This is a genomic window from Dialister sp. (assembly GCF_047832375.1).
Taxonomy (GTDB): domain Bacteria; phylum Bacillota; class Negativicutes; order Veillonellales; family Dialisteraceae; genus Dialister.
This window is the reverse complement of record NZ_CP181256.1, coordinates 82,239-100,858: the sequence shown is the minus strand read 5'-3', so window position 1 is coordinate 100,858 and position 18,620 is coordinate 82,239. Positions and strand designations below refer to the sequence as shown.

The following is an 18,620-nucleotide window of genomic DNA, read 5'->3' as shown; positions in this document are numbered from 1 at the left end:
CGCATGATAGATTGATGAGTAATGGGGAGAACCACCTGCGACGCAAGTCTCGCCTCTACGAGGCGAATCCATCCCCTGCCCTTCGGGCTGCCCCCTTCTCTAAGGGGGCACGTGTTTACCGGAAAACATAACAGGTGAGATTTTTTCCAATCATGCAGGCCCTTGGAGAAGGGCCGCGCCAAAGGCGCAGGATGGATGTGGCGGAGTCACGGAACAGGCAAATATACTTCGCGGCGCTATATAATTTGTGCGCCGCACCACCCCCTCAGCCACCTGAGCCACTTCGCCGAAGGCGTTACCCCTCAGCCACCCCCTTGAATCACCATATACAAACAAGCGCAAAAAGAGCTCTGGAAAGCGGTTTACTTTCCAAAGCTCTTTTGATTGCCTATTATCTCCGGCCCCTTCTTCTCATGGCCGTCCTGCCGGGGCTTCCCCGACGGATAGCCCGGGACGGGCGGGGTGCTTCTTCCGATGGGGCAGAAGCCTTTCCTGTGCCCAGCTTGCCGGTACGGATGGCGGTCCTCTTGGCGATCATAAACCAGCCTGCCAGTTTGTCCGCCGTTTTCCCTTCGCCGCTGTTCTTCGCCATGCTGTCATTGGGGAAGGCTTTCCTGTAATAGGCCACCGCATTTTTGCTGTTCGTCTTGTCGTCACCGGCAACGCTCTTGAAGTCCATGAGATTTTTCCCAAGGAAAACGATGAGGATTACCGGATAAGCAGCCAGGGGATACACGTTCTCCACAAGGGAAAGGGCAATGATCACCACCGCCACCACAATGGCAGCCATGGCTGTGTATTTCTGCATATTCAGCATCTTCCGGAACTTGTCATCCATGGCGGAAAGCCAGATATTCCCATTGGCCCGGAAATAATTGAGGAATTCCTTATCCCGGAAACTGCGGTCCCCCTTATGGTGATCAATAATCTGGTCCACAATACGGGCCACATTTTTCTGCATGCGAATCATCTGGTAACCGATAAGAAATCCGATGGTCGTCACGATGACGGCAATCACAATAAAAACCATTGAATCCATAAAAAACTCCCTGTTTCAAAACGATATGGGCATTATGCATAGAAAATGCCTGAAGCAATCTGTTACGTATCTTTATATTATACTCGCCACCGGGACCGTTGGAAAGACTGCTTCCCCCTGCCGGATAAACAATCCCTACTTCAGCCACAGATGAAGGGCTGCGGTGGCTGCCTGTTCCGGCGTAATATACCCTTCCTGGGCCATGAGGGCCAGTACCGTAGTCATCCGTTTGGCCCCTTCCTGGGGATGGGCAATAGGATCATAGGCAGAAGGCGCCTGTGGCAGGCCCGCCAGCATGGCGCACTGGGAGAGATCCAGGTCCTTCGGCGCTTTCCCGAAGTACACCCGGCTGGCTTCCCCTACGCCATAGGCGCCGTGGCCGAAATAAATGGTGTTCAGGTAAAGCTCCAGGATTTCTTCCTTGGAATAATTCCGTTCCAGCTGCACCGCCAGGGCCAGCTCCTCCGCCTTCCTTGTCATGGTCCGTTCGTTGGAAAGGAAAATGTTCTTCACCGTCTGCTGGGCGATGGTGCTTCCCCCTTCCAGTGTTTCGCCAGCTATGGAGTTCGTAATCAGCGCCCGGGCCACGCCGATGACATCCACCGCCCCGTGGTCATAGTACCGCCGGTCTTCCGTGGCGATAATGCCCTTTTTCAAAAGATCCGGTATTTTGTCATAGGGCACAAACTTTTCCCGGTGCACCCGGGACTCCAGAGCCTCTTTGAAATGGGCCACGTCATCCCACTTCTCCCGAAGGGTGCCGGCTTCCGCCTTTTCCTTCACCACAGAGGAAGGAGCGGCCCTGTCCGTCTTTTCCACGGTGCCCTGGGCCGTAGGGGTGGAAGACATACCGGAAATCAAAGTGGCCACGGTCTCTTTGATTTCAGATACCACGCCCTTTTCCTCCTTCGCCGGCTTGATCTCACGGGAAGCGATGGCGCCGCCATGGGAAGCCTTCGCCTGCCGGCTCAGGTCGTCGCCCTGGGACATGCCCCAGTAAACGGCTGCGCCCAGTATGATAAGGATAAATAATAATTTTTTCATAGAGTTCCTTTCCCTGAAAAAATGGAATATGCCTATCTGTTTATTGTACCATATCTTATGAAATTGGAGGCAGACGCAAAACGGCGCTAAGCTGTATTCCCGAAGGTTGATGTGCACATCCTGCATAGGATGTGCAAGTCGGCCAAAGTTGGCCCTTAGCCTGCCCATAAAAGGGCCTTCCATTTAGTCGGCCGACCGTGGTCTTTCGCGCGCGAGGGTTGATGGGGCCGCCAGGCCTTTGGCCCTGGGCCCCAAGGGTTCTGTCCGGGATTGGCTGACGCCTTCCGGACAGGTTAAGTGCCTGACGGCACGGGGAGTTATATAGTACTGTGGAGGTCCTGCATAGGACCTCCAAGTCAGCCAAAGTTGGCCATTAGCCTGCCCATAAAAGGGCCTACCTATTGGCTGGCTGACCGTGCCCGCTGGCGAGGTACGGCGCCTTTCGACGCCAGTATAAATACTGCCATCAGTCTCGGCAGTGCCGTCCTACTGCATCACAAAAGGATACACGCGTCAATCTTCGGGAATACGGGTAAGCCCCGTATTGTTGTTCAATCGCGCCGCTCCCATTTCCTGCAGAAATCCCCCGTTTATGCTATAATAACTATATAATATAAAGTATATAAAGGCAGTGGACCAATTCAGGAAGCACTGATTCAATGGCCGCTGCATTTTTTGTCAAGGAGTGTTTTATGTCTGAAGAAATTCATGAAATCCAGGCCCGCCACGCAGAAGAAAACGGCAAGAGCGACTATGGCGCCAAGGATATACGGGTGCTGGAAGGGCTGGAAGCAGTCCGGCTCCGCCCGGGCATGTATATCGGCTCCACTTCCGCCCGGGGGCTCCACCACCTGGTCTATGAAGTGGTGGACAACAGTATCGACGAAGCCCTGGCCGGCTACTGCACCCATATCGAAGTGACCCTGAACGATGACGGCAGCTGCACAGTCACCGATAACGGCCGCGGTATTCCTACCGGCATGCACGAGACCGGCAAGCCCGCCATGGAAGTGGTTCTCACCGTCCTCCATGCAGGCGGCAAATTCGGCGGCGATGGGTACCCCATTTCCGGCGGCCTCCACGGCGTCGGTATTTCCGTGGTAAACGCCCTGTCCGAATGGATGACGGTAACCGTCAAAAGGGAAGGCCATTTCCATGAAATGAAACTGTCCCGGGGCGATGTGACAGAACACATGAGAACCTACGGGGAAACCAACGAAACCGGTACCTCCGTCACCTTCAAGCCGGATATCCAGATTTTCAAGGAAGGCATTGACTTCGACTATGAAACCCTGAAAATCCGCATGCGGGAACTGGCTTTCCTGAACAAGGGCCTCACCATTACCCTCACCGATAACCGGGACGGCGCCACCCACCAGGACGTTTTCCACTATGCCGGCGGCATTACGGAATTCGTACAGTTCCTGAACGAAGGGAAGGACCTGGTGGATCCGGCGGTCATCTCCTTTGAAGGGGAAAAGGACCGGGTCATCGTGGATATTGCCATGCAGTACCAGACCGGATACAGTGAAAACATGTACACCTTCGTCAACGATATCAATACCGTGGAAGGGGGCATGCATCTGGCCGGCTTCCGCACCGCCCTCACCCGGGTACTCAACGACTATGCCCGGAAGAATGGCATCCTGAAGCAGAACGAAGACAACCTTTCCGGCGATGATGTGCGGGAAGGCCTAACCTGTGTCATTTCCGTCAAAGTACCGAATCCCCAGTTTGAAGGGCAGACAAAGACAAAACTGGGGAACCTGGAAGTCAAGAGTATCGTAGACTCCATCGTATCGGAAGGTCTGAAGACCTACCTGGAAGAACATCCCCAGGAAGCCCGGGCCATCGTAGAAAAGGGCATCACCGCCAGCCGGGCCCGGGAAGCCGCTCGGCGTGCCCGGGAACTGACCCGCCGGAAAAACGCCCTGGAAGTGTCCAGCCTGCCGGGGAAACTGGCAGACTGCACGGAGCGGGACCCGAAGCTCACGGAAATCTATATCGTCGAAGGGGACTCCGCCGGCGGCTCCGCCAAGTCCGGCCGTGACCGCCGTTACCAGGCCATCCTGCCCCTCCGCGGCAAAATCCTGAATGTAGAAAAGGCGCGGCTGGACCGGGTACTGAATTCCGATGCCATCCGCACCATGATTACCGCCTTTGGCACCGGCGTAGGCGAGGACTTCGATATCACAAAGCTCCGTTACTATAAGATCATCATCATGACCGATGCCGACGTGGACGGCGCCCATATCCGTACCCTGCTCCTCACATTCTTCTACCGGTACATGAAGCCCCTCATCACCGAAGGCCACGTATACATTGCCCAGCCGCCGCTTTACCAGATCCGCAAGGGCCGGCAGAAATACTACACCTACGACGATGATGAACAGAATCGGATGCTCGATGAAATCGGCCGTGACGGCTGCGTGATCCAGCGCTACAAAGGGCTCGGCGAAATGGACCCGGAACAGCTCTGGGACACCACCATGAACCCGGAACAGCGGGTCATGCTGAAAGTAGAGCTCACCGACGCTATTGAGGCGGACCGGCTCTTCACCATCCTCATGGGAGACAAGGTAGAACCTCGCCGTAAGTTCATCGAAGAACATGCCAAGGAAGTCACAAACCTGGACCTGTAATACAGAAACCCACCCCCGCATCAGCGGAGGTGGGTTTTTATTACGCAATTTCAAATCCCCGGAAAGGCGATTCTACAGGCTGCCGTATAAGGATAAGGAGTTCCACACCAAATCCTACTCACGGGCTTGCAGCACCGCATCCATCCATTTCTCGATAATCTTCCAGCGGTGGCTGCTTTTCAGGAAGCCGAAGGATAGGCCATACTTCCCATCCTGGAATTCCAGGACATAGAGCTTTTTCCTGTTTTCCGGCGTCAGAAGGGCCTTCACCAGGTTTTTCGGGCAGAAATAGGCACCCTTTCCCATAAGGCAAAGGTCCAGGAGGGTCTCCATATTTTCTGAATCCACGGCAATCCAGGGAGAGAAGCCGGCATCCCGGAACAGCTTTCTTGCCAGGGCTCCCGCAATATCTTCTTCACTGTTCAGGAGGAAGGGGCAGTCTGCAAAATGGAGGGAAAGTCCCCGTTTCCGCTGCCCTTCGGGCATAAAAATCCGCCCTGCCTCTTCTCCCCACAGGTCCTTTGCCAGGTCCTTTGAAACGAGGAGCACGATTTCCTCTTCCATCCAGGGACGGTGGGCAATCCCCGGCAGTTCCCCTTCCAGCCGGGCCATGGCCACATCGATTTCATCATGTTTCAGGGCATTCCAGATATCGCCGTTCGCCATTTCATGGAGTCCGATTCTTACGTGGGGATAGGCATCCCGGAAAGAAGCGATAACCTTTGGCAGTTCCACCCGGCCCCGGCAGGGGGCAATACCGATACGAAGGGTCCCTTTATACTGCCCTGACACGTCGGACAGCTCCCGCTTCAGGGCCAGCTCATTCCGGAAGAAAATCCGGGCATACCGGAGAAATACGGCACCGCTGTCCGTGAGCTCCAGTGGCACATGGCGGACGAAAAGCTTCGTCCCCACTTCTTTTTCCAGTCCCCCGATATGGGCGGACAGAGTCTGCTGGGTAATATGGAGTCTCTCCGCTGCCCGGGTGAAATTCTTTTCTTCCGCCAGGGTGAGAAAATATTTCATGGATAAGAAATTCATAGGACCTCCTGTGTGCCGATGTAAGCCCCCCGAGAAAAGGGCAGAAAATTAATCAGAAATAAGTGAGGAGTGAGGAGTGAGGAGTGAGGAGTGAGGAGTGAGGAGTGGATGTGCGGCGCACAAATTGTATAGCGCCGCCTTTTGATTTTTCTACCGCACCCGTCATTTCGATTGGCAGCAGCATGCCGGATAGCTCTGCAGCTAAGAATCGCTACAGCTTCGATGGGTGGAGAAATCATTCTTGCGTTCGGGAATACAGAGAAAAGGAACTCGGTGGCTGAAGTAACTGGTCCTGTCTGATATCTCCAAGGGGACATGCATTGTGCGAATAAAGTCATTCACAGAAATGGTATTGCAGCCAATCGCTGATACAGTAATTCCCCTGTATTATATACAAGAAATGACGGTTTTTCAATGAATGGAACAGGGGTTATAATAGATTTGTAGCAATAGGAAAGGGAAATGGCCTTCCATTTCCTTTCTCGAAAGGAAGCACCGATTCCGTGGCTGTCAGATCTTATTCTCAGATCTTTATGCGATGCGAAAAATATCAACCGGCGCCGGTTGAAAGAATGGCAGAGGGGCAATAAAGATGTAAGAATAAAACCCGACTGTCCCGGGTCCGACGCTTCCTTTACAATTCTATGGAAAGAAGTGTGGTTGTATGAAACAGAATGTGGAACTTGCAAGCGGCCCCGTGGCCTTCGCCCTGGCCGCCTGGCTCCTGTCAGGCACCTTTTCCCTGACCGCCGCCCTGGCCCTGGCCACAGCCCTATGGATGGCGCTGTGGTGGATATTCCGGCCCGTATCCATTTACGTCACCGCCTTTATCCCTATTATTGTCAATTCCCTTTTTAACCTGATCCCCATGGGTCACGTAATCAGCCAGTATTTTTCTGAAATCGCAGTCCTCCTCCTGGGGTCCGACCTCATCTGCCTTACCTGGACCACCACGGGCCTGGATAAGCGGATTTCCGTACGGGCTCTCTGCTCCATCGGCACGTCCATGAAGAACCAGATTTTCGTATGGTTCATGGCGTCCACAGTGCTGTCCATATTCCTGCCAAACGTGGTGGTGGCAGCCATCTTCTGCCCCATCGCCGTAGCCATGCTCCACTTCGTAGGGGAGAAGGATATCAGCACCAGTAAAACCGCCATTCCCATCCTCCTGGCCATTGGCTGGGGCAGCGGCATCGGCGGATTCGGCTCCCCTATCGGTTCCTCGGCGAACCTGGTAGCCATTTCCTACATCGAACAGCTCACGGGCCACGAATTCATGTACCTGGACTGGGTCATCCGGTTCCTGCCGATTCTGGCCATCGTATCCATCGTGAACCTCGCCTTCCTCTTCTGCATGCACACCCCCGTGAAGGCCCTTCCCGGTACGAAGGGCTACTTCCAGGACATGTACAAAGCCTTCGGACCCATGAAGCAGGGCGAGAAAATCGGCCTCGTGGTCTTTGCTGCCGCCACCATCCTCGCCTTTGTCCGTCCCCTCTTTGCAGCGCTCCTGCCTGCCATGAAACCGGCCTACGTATTCCTCTTCATGGGAATGCTCATGTTCTTCCTGAAAGATGAAAACCATAAACCCATGCTCACCTGGAAATATGCAGAAAGCCACGTCATGTGGGGCATGATTGCCCTCTTCGCCAGCGGTCTGGCATTGGGGCGCATGGTCATCGAAACCGGCGCCATTGAGACCCTGTCTTCCATCATCGCTTCCATGAACCTCACCCCCGGCATCGCGGTCATGGCCATCGGCTGCATCTTCGCGGTGTTCCTGTCCGAACTTTCCAGCAACACCGCCTCCGCCTCCATTTCCATCCCCGTGATCACCGGCATCGCCCAGTCCCTGGGACTGAATCCGATTCCCTATATCCTCGGCACCATTGCCGCCGCCAACTGCGCCTATATCCTTCCGGTATCCACCCGTGCCATTCCTATCGGCTATGGCCTTTCCGCCGGCGCCCAGATCAGCTACGGCATCCGCCTTTCCATTATCACCGTCATCGTAGTCACCATCGTCTGCACCCTGTGCATGGATTTCATTCCCATGTTCAGTGCGCTGTAAAAAGCAGAATTGAGATTTGAGGTTTGAGAATTGAGGTCCTGCGGCTGCGCCGCAGATACTTGGCTCCCCCTCCGGGGGAGCTGCCGAAGGCTGAGGGGGTGCATTTGCCGCAAAGCGGCTGAGGGGTGTTGAACAGCCCTGCATTCCCGAGCTCAAGAAAGATTTCTCCACTCATCGCAGCTGCAGCGATTCTTAGTGCCTAAGTCACCCGGCATGATCACACCGGTCGAAATGACGATATTCGGTAGGGATGTATCTCTCAAATAGCATTTTCTGATAAGTGACACTTTCCTCTCCCCGTCATCTCGAGCGGTGTCTAGCGCCGGAGTATGAAAAACTGTAAGAATAGTATGTTTGGAAGAGTCGAGAGATCTCTCAGATATTTGACTATGACGGTGTTACAAGAAATAGCGTTGAGCGTTAAGGCCCCATCAGCATTAAGCTATGGGGTTCTTTTTTTGTCATTTTTCTGTAAATACCGCTCGCCATCGCCGGTTCTATGATACAATTTCAAAAAGTAGTGTAATTGTTAGAAAAAGAACGGTCTTCATCCGCAAACCTGGATCCATATTTCTTCCTTGAGCCCAGGCGCAGCCTTAGCCCTGGCCGCCAGGACATAGCCTTGCCGTCAGGCAGAGCCCCGGCTGAAAGCCGCAGCCATCACCCATACAGGAGGTCTTATCTTGAACATCGCAAACAGCCATACATCCACTGCCCCCGGCAGCCGGCGGATCCTGCAGAGCCGGCTGTACCTGTATCTCACCGAATTTTTTGCGGGCATGGCGGTGATGGCCGTGGAAATCGGTGCCCAGCGCCTCATTTCCCCCTATTTTTCCTCGTCCCAGATTGTGTGGACCATCATCATCGGCATGATCATGATTGCCATGGCCGGAGGCAACGTTTACGGGGGATGGGCGGCGGACAGGAATCCGAATCCCGACAGGCTCTACTGGCGGATTCTCATTGCCGCCATCTGGCTCTGCCTCATCCCGTTTCTGGGAAAATACGCCATTGTCGGTATTTCCGCGGCCATTATTTTTTCTGTGAACGCAGATTACCTCATTATTGCCGCTTTTGCCACCTGCCTTCTCCTCTTTGTGTTCCCCCTGTTCCTTCTGGGCACCGTGACCCCGTCCCTGGCCAAGTACACCATGGATTCCCTCTCGGATAATGGGAAAATCGTAGGCACCCTGGGCGCCATGAATACCATCGGCAGCATTATCGGCACCTTCCTCCCCACCTTTGTCACCATTCCGGCGGTGGGGACGAACGTGACTTTCCTTGCTTTCTCAGGGATCCTCCTCCTGCTCTCTGCCATCTATTTCATCAGCCTCGGAACAGGAAAGGTCCTTCGCTGCCTCGGCCTTCCGGCCATCATTTTCCTCATTGCCTGCCCCCTGGGGTACAAGACGGACTTCGCTTTCTGGGAATCCAAGGACGGCCTCCTCTACGAAGGGGAGTCGGTATACAATTATCTCCGGGTCCAGGACAGCCCGAGCCGCACCATCCTTTCCACCAATGTTCTCTTCGGTGTCCAGTCGGTACTGGAAAAGACAGATAACCTCACCGGCATGTACTACGATTACGCTTTGGCGGCGCCATTTCTTACAGGAACAGATAAAGAAAATCCCCAGGATGTGCTGATTCTGGGGATGGGTTCCGGCACCTATGCTCGGCAGCTCCTGCGGTACCTGCCGGGGACAAAGGTGGAGGGCGTGGAAATCGACCGGAAGATTACGGCCCTGGCCCATGAGTACTTCCAGCTTCCCCCGGAAGTACCGGTCACCGAATATGATGGACGGGCCTATCTGAATGAAACAGACAAGAAATATGACGTCATCATGGTAGACGCCTACCAGGACATTACCATCCCCTTCCAGATGTCATCGGTGGAATTCTTCCAAAGTGTGAAAGGCCATCTGAAACCGGGCGGTGTGATGGTGGTGAACCTGAACATGCACGGCACCCGGGAAGGGGGCATTGCGGACTGGCTCTCCGATACCGCGGCCTCCGTATTCCCGGAGGTCATGACCGTCGATGTCCCCGGCAATACGAACAGGGAGCTTTTTGCGGGAGACAAAGATATGAAAGAACACCTGGCAGGAAACCTCAGCGCCGTGAAGGACCCCCAGCTACACAACCTCCTTACCCGGATTGCAGGCAGTGCCGCCATCTACCATCCCGGCGGCCGCATTCTGACCGATGACAAGGCACCGGTGGAACTTCTGGGCATGCAGGAACTGGATGGCCTCATCCGGCAGGAGTCGGAGCCCTATAAGGAAATCTATAAGAAAGAGGGCCTGTCGGGGCTCATGAAGACGCTGTAAAGAGCAGAAAAGCAGAATTGAGATTTGAGGGAAGAGAATTGAGGTCCCGCGGCTGCGCCGCAAAGCAAAAGCAAGTTTCCACCGGTCAGGCCAACCCACTGAGCCCGGTCTACTGACACATTCATCAGCCAACTGTTTGACCAAGTAAAAAGTTGAGATTTGCGGTATAGAGACTCTAAGTTTACCATCAGCCCGAAGACTGGTGGATTCTTAACTCTCTTACCTCAAATCTCAACTCTTTCTTTTTCCTGACTCTTCCCTGCCGCTGCATGGTAGGACTTGGGACACCGTCCTTTCCGGATGGGCCGGGAGGATCCCGTGGGGGGTTCCCGTGCTTCCGGGGAGGTGTGGTGAACGGCTGCCGCTCATGATTTCTGGTGGTTTTCATCAGGAGACTTGTTTAGCAGGGAAGAGTGAAGGGTGAAGAGTGAAGAGGTCTACTGGCGGCAGAGCCGCCGGACCTTCTCTTCCCTCTTTTCTCTTCTCTCTTCACTGTATTTATTTTTCAGCGCGCTGGAGAGGCAGAATCATATGAAGAAGTCCTTTTCCCTTCTTCCGGTTCCATGGATATGCGCCTCCGGATCCGGGAGAATTTCTTCCGGCCTTTCCACCTCTCGATTATATAGTATGGTCATGGGCCCAAACGTCCCGGGAAAATGCAGGTTGTTAGAGTTGAGAGTTGAGATCCAGCGGCTTCGCCGCAGAAGGCTTGCTCTTTCCCTCTTTACTCTTCTCTCTTCACTTGTGAATGGCCCTGTATTCCCATCTGCCAGAAAGATTTCTCCACTCCTCTATGCTTTAGCGACTCCTGCGGGTAATCTCATCACGACGTTTCCCACCGGTCGAAATGACGAGTCTCGGATAGAGCCAGCTATCTGTTTCCGTTTTTATAGTAATGTCTCTTCCCTTAACTCGTCATCTCGAGCGGTGTACAGCGCAGAAATGTGAAAAACTGTAAAAATCGTATGTGAGAAAGAGCCGAGAGATCTCCGAGAAAAATGACTCTGACGTTTCTACAACTCCTGTGGTAAGTATAGGAAAACCCCGTATTCCCGAACCCGAGGAAGATTTCTCCACTCATCGAAGCTGTAGCGCTTCTTAACGGTAGAATCATTATGCATGCTCACACCGGTCGAAATGACGAGTGCGGATAATCAAAAAAGCGGCGCTATCTGATTTGTGCGCCGCCTCCTTCCCTTCAGCCACTTTAGCCACCTTTTCTCACATCTATCTTCTACCACCTCCGTGATGCAGCTGCTTCCGTTCCAACACTTCGCTGAACCAGCGGCCATTCAGGACGTGGCGGATGAGGTATTCTTTTTCTTTGGCGTCCAGGGTCTGGTCTGCTTTCATATCCTTCAGGATGGTTTCATAGGTCCCGTGCCCATAGGTCTGGGTATACCGGGCTTCTGTCCTGTCTGCATCCACCACAAGCTCCGTGGGCCCATGGGGAGCGGGCGACCATTTTTTCCAGAGGGGCAGGTTCTTTCCATTCGGATTTCCGGTTCTCATGAAATTTCCGATGTACCCCTGTATGGTATCCGCCAGTGCCAGGGCGCCGGGATTATCGAAGGACCCTTTGGGGAAGTCCTTCGTTGTGGCATCGGCATAGCCGGTGACGAAGGGAATCCAGATGCCATGGACCGAACCGGAAAGGAGAGCTTCCTTCTCACCTACCAGCGCCGGGTTTTCGCCGTAACCGATTACCATGGTGTAGATGGGCGCCTTGCCATAGTGGGGACTCATCCGGGCAGCTGATACCTCATCATTGAACAGTTCATACATATGGCTGCCATAGTTCCGGGCAAAGAGAAATTCCGCCTTTTTCTTCGGATCTGTGAAAACAGTCCCGTCCGATACAGATTTGCTGAAATAGGGATCGCTCCGGGCGTAGAGGGAAAATTCACCGGTACCCGTGAACATGAGAAGCGGCACCCGGTTGTACGATGCAGTCTGGAATCCTTCCTTCGGCAGCACCACTCCATCCCTGTAAAGATGGGGAAACGCCTCCATCCGGATGAAGGCATGGCCAAAAGCACCGGCCAGGCGAGGGGCGGAGAGTCCCCTGAGGTAATGAGCCACTTCCGGCGAATCCTTAAGGAGCCAGTCTTCTGCCTCCCTTTCCGAAGAACAGATCCCATCGGCCACCACATAGGGCGCCAGATGGCGGGCAAAAATTTTCTGGGAATCTGCGGTATCGGAAGTCGTCATGCCGCCGCTGAAGGAAATGGCCCTTTGGAACAGCCCTTTTGCCGCCGGAGAAATAAGGAGAGCCATCACATCCCGTCCGCCGGAGGAAAATCCGGCCACCGTAATGTTATCCGGATCTCCGCCGAAACTTCGGATATTGTCCTTCGTCCAGTCCAGGGCCTGCAGGATATCGAGGAGCGTATAGTTCCCGGAATTTTCTTCAGCGCTGCCATGCTTCAGGGCGGGGAGAGGATTAAACCCGAGGGCTCCCAGCCGGAAATTGATGCTCACTGCCAGCACATTTTCCTTTACCGCCAGTTTCTGCAGCCGCACCTGCCTGGAATCGCCGGACTGGTTATTGCCACCATGGATGAAGAAGAATACGGGCAAGTTCGTTTCTGCCGTATCCGGACGGACTATGTCCAGATTGAGGCAGTCCTCGGTCCCTCCATATCCCAGTGGTGTCTGCTGGAAGGCAGGGGGGCCCGATTTTTCCGCATTCCGGATTCCCTGCCAGGGAAGAGGATCCTCCGGCGCTTTCCATCGCTCCGCCCTCCCGTAGGGGATTCCCTTCCATGCGAGGGTCTCTCCATCCCGAGTGCCCCGGACCATGCCATACTGCGTAGACTGCAGTGTGCCCTGCCGATATACCGGTATTACCGTTTTCCGGTGCCTTGCCTGCACCGGCCGGTGAGCGGAGCCATCCGGGCCCAGGGCCTCCTGCCGGTCCGGAGACGCCGCCAGCGTCACCGATGTCGATAAAAGGGTAATGACAAGGGATGTTAACACCTTTTTGCTGATTTTCATCATATTCCCCCATTTCCAGTCCTCCGGGACCGCATATTTCCTACATCATACCATACAGGAGAGTCCGTTTTCTGTTATGATGGAAGAAAGACCGATTCCATGCAATCTATTTCATAAGGAGCCCTGCTATGATGAAATTTGTTCCCATCCTGCTGACGGCACTGCTGGCCACATGTTCCCTTGCCCCTGCGAAGGCCATTTCCTGGGATACCCATCCGAAGGAAGGGACCATCATCCAGGAGGGAAGGACCATGGACATGAAGCGGCATACCATCATCCGCTACGTGGGAAGCGGTGTAGTGGCAGCGGGGTATGCCGATGTGATCCATGACAAAGAGGGCGGCCGTGATGACTGGGTCCTCCGGATTTCTGACGAAGGGACTGTAGTCAAAGCATCTTTCCTTTTCGATAAAACCGAGGTGCCCCTGACCCCGATGCCCGGCAATGGGCGGAGTTTTTGGTTCAAAATCAACCCCTCTGAAATTCTCGCCCACAAAGGCAGCCATTCACAGACCCTCCTGTTGGACAACCAAAAGGGAAATAAAATAGACCGCCGGAAGGTACCAGCCAAAGACCTGGCTGATTTTATAGAAAATCAAAGCCAGGAAACTGCCCCTGTTTCCAAACCGGATCCCACTTATGGACCCTCGTACAGCGTCTTTTATCCCGGCGTAGATGCCAAAAGACTGCGGCAGGCTATGGCTTACTACCTGAACCAGCCGGAAGAGCCCGGTGACTCCTACCTCTACCGGAAGGGACCCACCTTCTACTGCCTTCCGGAAAATATGCCTCTCATGATCTGCGATGAAGCCATGGCTAAGGGGTTCTGCCTCGTTGACTTTGCAGAAATTCCCGGCAAAGGGACCTGGGCCGACCTGAGCTGGGCAAGGCAGCCGGAGGATGTGGAAATCAATGTAGGCATCTTTGCTGCCGCCAAGGCCTACCGGGACCTGGTGGACCACTGCGATTACGGCCTTACCCTGAACGGCGGCCCCAACAAGTCCCCCATCACCATAGATACCATAGACACCGCAGCCCATCCGGAGCTTTCTGCCGTCGGTCACAGCAACCGGCTCCTCTCCATCAATGGCTATGACCTGGAGAACGGGAAAAACCTGGAAGCCCAGTACATGCTGGACTACGGGGATGAGCCCCTGGACCTGGTACTGCAGAAGAAGGATTCCAATGCCACCTATACGGTCACTGTGCTCCCTATAAAGAAGCCGGCCCTCCATCCGGGCGGCGACTACACCGGAGCTTTGGCAAAACAGGGCCACCTCCAGATGAAGGAAAAGGACCTCTACGACTTCCTTCCCTTCCTCTTCTTCCCGGCCCAGGAAATTTTCTCTCCGGAGAGCCCGGGGTATGAACATAGCGATTCTCCCATCACCACTCCCTTAGCCCGCCATTCCCAGGGGACCCGGTGATTTGCCGCAGGCATAAGATCGTTTTCTGATCAGTGACACTTCTCGAAATGGCGGGAGCGGTGTTGAGTAGATAGCAGAAATAACGTTTCCTGCTGAATGCCTCTAACCTTTTATCGTCATCTCGAGCAGCGGTATGGGCCGGGCGGTCACCATTGGCACGGTCCATGCCATCCTGGCCCAGTTCCCGCTCATGATTGCCGCCACCCTGATTACCGTGGGCGCCGGAGTCCTTACGGCGTGGCTTATGTTCCGCCATACCACCATCAATTTCACCAGCTGCCTTCTGGGCTGTGTGCCGGGAGGGCTCTCCCAGATGGTCATCCTGGCCGCAGAAATGAAGGATACGGACCTCACGGCTGTCACCATCATGCAGACCCTACGGATGCTCTCCGTGGTCTTCGTCATCCCCTTCCTCACTATCAACGTCATTTCCGGCGGCGGATCGGCCGCTGCAGCAGCCGCCGCGGCTGCGCAGGATGTACCGACGGAAACGGTCCTGAAATTTGCAGCCATTGCGATTGCCAGTGCATTTCTAGGGAAGAAACTCCACCTGCCCACGCCGACCCTCCTGGGGCCAGTCATCGGCACCGGAGCCTACCTGGTCTGGTCCGGCGGCACGGCTCCCGTGGTGCCGCCCTTCTGGCTGGATACTGCCCAGCTCTTCGTAGGTGCCTACATCGGCAGCTGCATTGACCTCCAGAAGATCAAAAGCTACCACGGCATGGGTCCTATCCTTCTCTTCGGCGTACTGCTCGTCCTCGCTGTTTCCATGGCCCTGGGCTTTTTCATCTCCCGGTTCACAGGCATCGACCTCGCCACGGCCTTCCTCTCCACCGCCCCCGGCGGCCTGTCAGAAATGGGGATTGCCGCCCTCGTCGTCGGCGCCGATGCCGGCACCATGACCGCCTACCAGCTCACCCGGGTCCTCTTCATCATGGGCGTCTTCCCCTACCTGGCCCGCCTCATCGTAGCTTTCTATAACCGGCGGACCGGGGGCCATGACAGGTGATGCAGGGCGCTTGTAGAAGATGCAGCTGATTTCCCCCCTGCGCCAATTTTTCTTCCTCCGTACTGCCCAATAGGCCCGGTCACCGGATCAGGAAATCCGGTGACCGGGCCTATTGTAATACCATGACGCAGCCATTGCCGCCGCCATCCCATGCAGCTGTTTTCTGTAATTCATTGACTTTTCCATGAAAAGAAGCGCCATTTCTGCTACACTGGATATATATTGGATAATTGTGTCCTTAAACAGGAGGCACAGTGCATATGGAGACAGATAATAACTTATTGCCGGAACAGAAGGCAAGACTGAAAATTGATAAACAGCTGAATCGTGCAGGTTGGGATGTTGTGTCCAGAGATGAGTATATTCCCGGCCATGCTCTTGCTGTCCGTGAAGGGCTGATGCAGGGAAATACGGAAAGCGACTACCTCCTTTTTATAGACAACAAGGCCATTGCGGTCATTGAAGCGAAGCGAGAAGAAAATGAGCTGGGAGAGGATGTGGCAGCCCAGGCGGAAGGGTATTGCACCCATCCCCAAAGCTGGTATGGACTATGGACCCGGGATCTGATTCCCCTTGTGTATCTTGCCAACGGGAAGAAGATACTCTTCAAAAATTTACTGGATCCGGATAGTGACTACGTAGAACTTTCCGAGATGCACTCCCCCAAGAAGATGCTCCGGCTGACCGGACAGAAGTCACCGTACGGAGCACTTCCCCGGATTGAGAGGAAGGGACTCCGGGACTGCCAGTTCAAGGCAGAGGAAGCCTTAGAGGATTCCCTTCGTGCAGGCCGGAAAAAGAATCTGGCCGTCCTCGCCACCGGTTCCGGAAAGACCTATCTTGCCTGCCTTGCTTCTTACCGTTTATTAAACTACACCGATACCCGGAGAATCCTGTTCCTCGTAGACCGCAATAATCTGGCAAGGCAGACGGAATCTGAATTCAGCCTCTTTGACCGGACGGAAAAGAACCAGCCCATGAGCAATCTGTATGAGATCCGGCGGCTGCGTCATGAGGCAGATGCCAATGGGGACATCTGCATATCGACGATCCAGAAGCTGTTTGCCCTATTGACCGGCCAGACACTGACCGATGGAAATGAAGACCAGGAAGACGAGCAGTATACAGCGGATGAGGAAAAGACAGCTGAAGAGAAAATCGACCTGGGAAATGACCTGAAACTGAAGCCGGATCATTTCCAATTCATCATCGTAGATGAGTGCCACCGATCCATTTACGGCAAATGGAAGGCGGTCCTCGATTATTTCAAAGATGCAGTTATTTTGGGGCTTACTGCCACACCAACGCCGGAGGCCTACAGCTTTTTCAATAATAATATCATTGAACAGTACACCTACGATGACTCCGTTGTCGATGGCGTCAACGTGCCTGCCAGGATTTACCGGATCAGCACCCAGGTGACGGAACACGGCGGTCAGATCCAAAAGGGAAAGGAAATCCGGGAAACCGCAAGAGCCAAAGGGAAACAGGATTCCTATATCGCGGACCATACCGTAGAATATGGCTCTGAAAACCTGGACCGGTCCATCGTAAATGTGGACCAGATCAGGACGGTCCTGGCTGCCTATAGAGATGCCATTTATAATGATCTCTACCCCTCGAGAGAGCCCCGGTGGGAGTACATCCCCAAGACTTTGATTTTCGCAAAGAATGACTACCATGCCGGGCAGATCGTAGCCATGGCAAAGGAAGTTTTCGCTGAGAAATTTCCAAAGGGAGTGCCGGAGAGATTTGTACAGAAGATCACCTATTCTTCCGGGGACTCCAATGCCCTGATCCGTGCACTGCGGACAGACAAAGAATTCCGGATTGCCGTCACGGTGACCCTTGTGGCAACAGGGACCGATGTGAAACCGCTGGAAGTGGTCATGTTTATGAAGGACGTCCGGTCAGATACCCTTTATACACAGATGAAGGGGAGAGGCTGCCGGACCATCAGTGATGACAAGCTGAAAGAAGTAACCCCCAATGCAGATGGGAAAGACTGCTTTTATATTGTTGACGCCGTTGGCGTGACAGAACATGAGAAGTATATTCCAAAGCCCGCCCCAGGCGGGAAGAAAAAATTCCTGAACCTGGAACAGGTGCTGGAGCACCTGGCCCATAATGAAGTGAGCGATGAGAACCTGGTCCTCCTCCGGGATTACTGCGCCACCATCAGCAACCGGTATGAGAATCATCCCCTCTTCAGGAGACATCTGGAAGAATTTATCCACCAATTCGGATATGACCCCCGAAGCCTGGCAGAAAAGATCAATACCGCCCTGTCCACACAGAGCCTTCCTCCCTACCTGGGACCATCGAACGCAAACACAGCGCGGATGAATCTGATTACTCCATTTATCATGGACCTGGAGGCCCGAAGAAAACTGCTGGAACTGCAGAAGGGCTATGTGGTAACCACCGATGATTCTGACAGGGTCCTTTATTCCGGATTCTCGAAAGAGTCCGCAAGAACCTATATCCGGAATTTTGAAAAGTACCTGGACGATCATAAGGACAGCCTGGAAGCACTTCGCATCATTTACAATGCGGAAGATACCCAAATCACCCATTCCATGCTCATCGAGCTCCGTGACCGGCTTCTCATGGAGAATCCACAGTTCAGGATAAAGCAGATCTGGAAGAACTACCGGCTGCTGGATACCGCCGGAAACGTGGATGACCCCGATGATAAAGAGAATGCCGGCGTTCTTACGGATCTGATCCAGATCGTAAGATACGCCTATAAAAAGACTCCGAAGCTGACGGGCATGATGAAAGGCTACAGCCAGCGGCTGAACCTGTATTACGGGCAGCACCAGAGAACCCTGACAGCTGACCAGATGAAGGTAATGAGGCAGATTGCGGATTATGTCATCCGCGACGGAGCCATCTCCATGGGAGAACTGAACGAAGTGAATACGGACCTTTGGCGGGAAGGGGTCAAACAGTTTGGCCCATCGGTGCTGAAAGAAGAAATGAATACATTGGCGAAATTTATATTGAAGGCGGCATAAAGA

The 18,620-nt window shown here is 54.1% G+C and carries 9 protein-coding genes and 1 pseudogene; 6 read left to right on the top strand and 4 right to left on the bottom strand.

All coding sequences use genetic code 11. From position 1 onward, the window contains the following. Positions 1-391 precede the first annotated feature (391 nt). Both ACFWUL_RS00380 and ACFWUL_RS00375 read right to left on the bottom strand, forming a co-directional pair. Positions 392-1,039: a hypothetical protein gene (locus ACFWUL_RS00380; protein ID WP_297019075.1), complete on the bottom strand. Its 648-nt coding sequence runs from the start codon at positions 1,037-1,039 to the stop codon at positions 392-394. A gap of 135 nt (positions 1,040-1,174) precedes the next feature. Beyond that, positions 1,175-2,083 carry a transglycosylase domain-containing protein gene (locus ACFWUL_RS00375; protein WP_416177462.1) on the bottom strand — a complete coding sequence of 303 codons (909 nt, stop codon included), beginning with the start codon at positions 2,081-2,083 and terminating at the stop codon, positions 1,175-1,177. Between the two features lie 692 nt (positions 2,084-2,775). Between ACFWUL_RS00375 and gyrB the strand changes: the two genes are divergently transcribed. Next, positions 2,776-4,725, top strand: coding sequence for a DNA topoisomerase (ATP-hydrolyzing) subunit B (gyrB, locus tag ACFWUL_RS00370; protein ID WP_297021977.1), 1,950 nt, complete (start codon positions 2,776-2,778; stop codon positions 4,723-4,725). 114 nt (positions 4,726-4,839) lie between these two features. Here gyrB and ACFWUL_RS00365 read toward each other — a convergent pair whose 3' ends face one another. Continuing rightward, positions 4,840-5,766: a LysR substrate-binding domain-containing protein gene (locus ACFWUL_RS00365; RefSeq protein ID WP_416177461.1), complete on the bottom strand. Its 927-nt coding sequence runs from the start codon at positions 5,764-5,766 to the stop codon at positions 4,840-4,842. A 664-nt stretch (positions 5,767-6,430) separates the two neighbouring features. Here ACFWUL_RS00365 and ACFWUL_RS00360 point away from each other — a divergent pair. Beyond that, on the top strand, positions 6,431-7,837 hold the full coding sequence (locus tag ACFWUL_RS00360; protein WP_416177460.1) for an SLC13 family permease: 1,407 nt from the start codon (positions 6,431-6,433) through the stop codon (positions 7,835-7,837). Positions 7,838-8,520: 683 nt separating this feature from the next. After that, positions 8,521-10,164, top strand: coding sequence for a spermidine synthase (locus ACFWUL_RS00355; protein ID WP_416177459.1), 1,644 nt, complete (start codon positions 8,521-8,523; stop codon positions 10,162-10,164). Positions 10,165-12,054: 1,890 nt separating this feature from the next. On the opposite strand, the pseudogene ACFWUL_RS00350 reads toward ACFWUL_RS00355, so the two are convergent. Beyond that, positions 12,055-13,161 (bottom strand): annotated as a pseudogene (locus tag ACFWUL_RS00350) (carboxylesterase family protein); the annotation flags it as partial. 128 nt (positions 13,162-13,289) lie between these two features. Here ACFWUL_RS00350 and ACFWUL_RS00345 point away from each other — a divergent pair. From ACFWUL_RS00345 to ACFWUL_RS00335, 3 genes are all read left to right on the top strand, one after another. Further along, the gene (locus ACFWUL_RS00345; protein WP_416177458.1) at positions 13,290-14,588 is read left to right on the top strand and encodes a hypothetical protein; all 1,299 of its coding nucleotides are present in this window, start codon (positions 13,290-13,292) and stop codon (positions 14,586-14,588) included. 133 nt (positions 14,589-14,721) lie between these two features. Continuing rightward, positions 14,722-15,597: an AbrB family transcriptional regulator gene (locus tag ACFWUL_RS00340; RefSeq protein WP_416177457.1), complete on the top strand. Its 876-nt coding sequence runs from the start codon at positions 14,722-14,724 to the stop codon at positions 15,595-15,597. 260 nt (positions 15,598-15,857) lie between these two features. Continuing rightward, entirely contained in the window at positions 15,858-18,617 is a 2,760-nt protein-coding gene (locus ACFWUL_RS00335) for a DEAD/DEAH box helicase family protein (RefSeq protein ID WP_416177456.1), read from the top strand. The last annotated feature ends 3 nt before the right edge of the window (positions 18,618-18,620 follow it).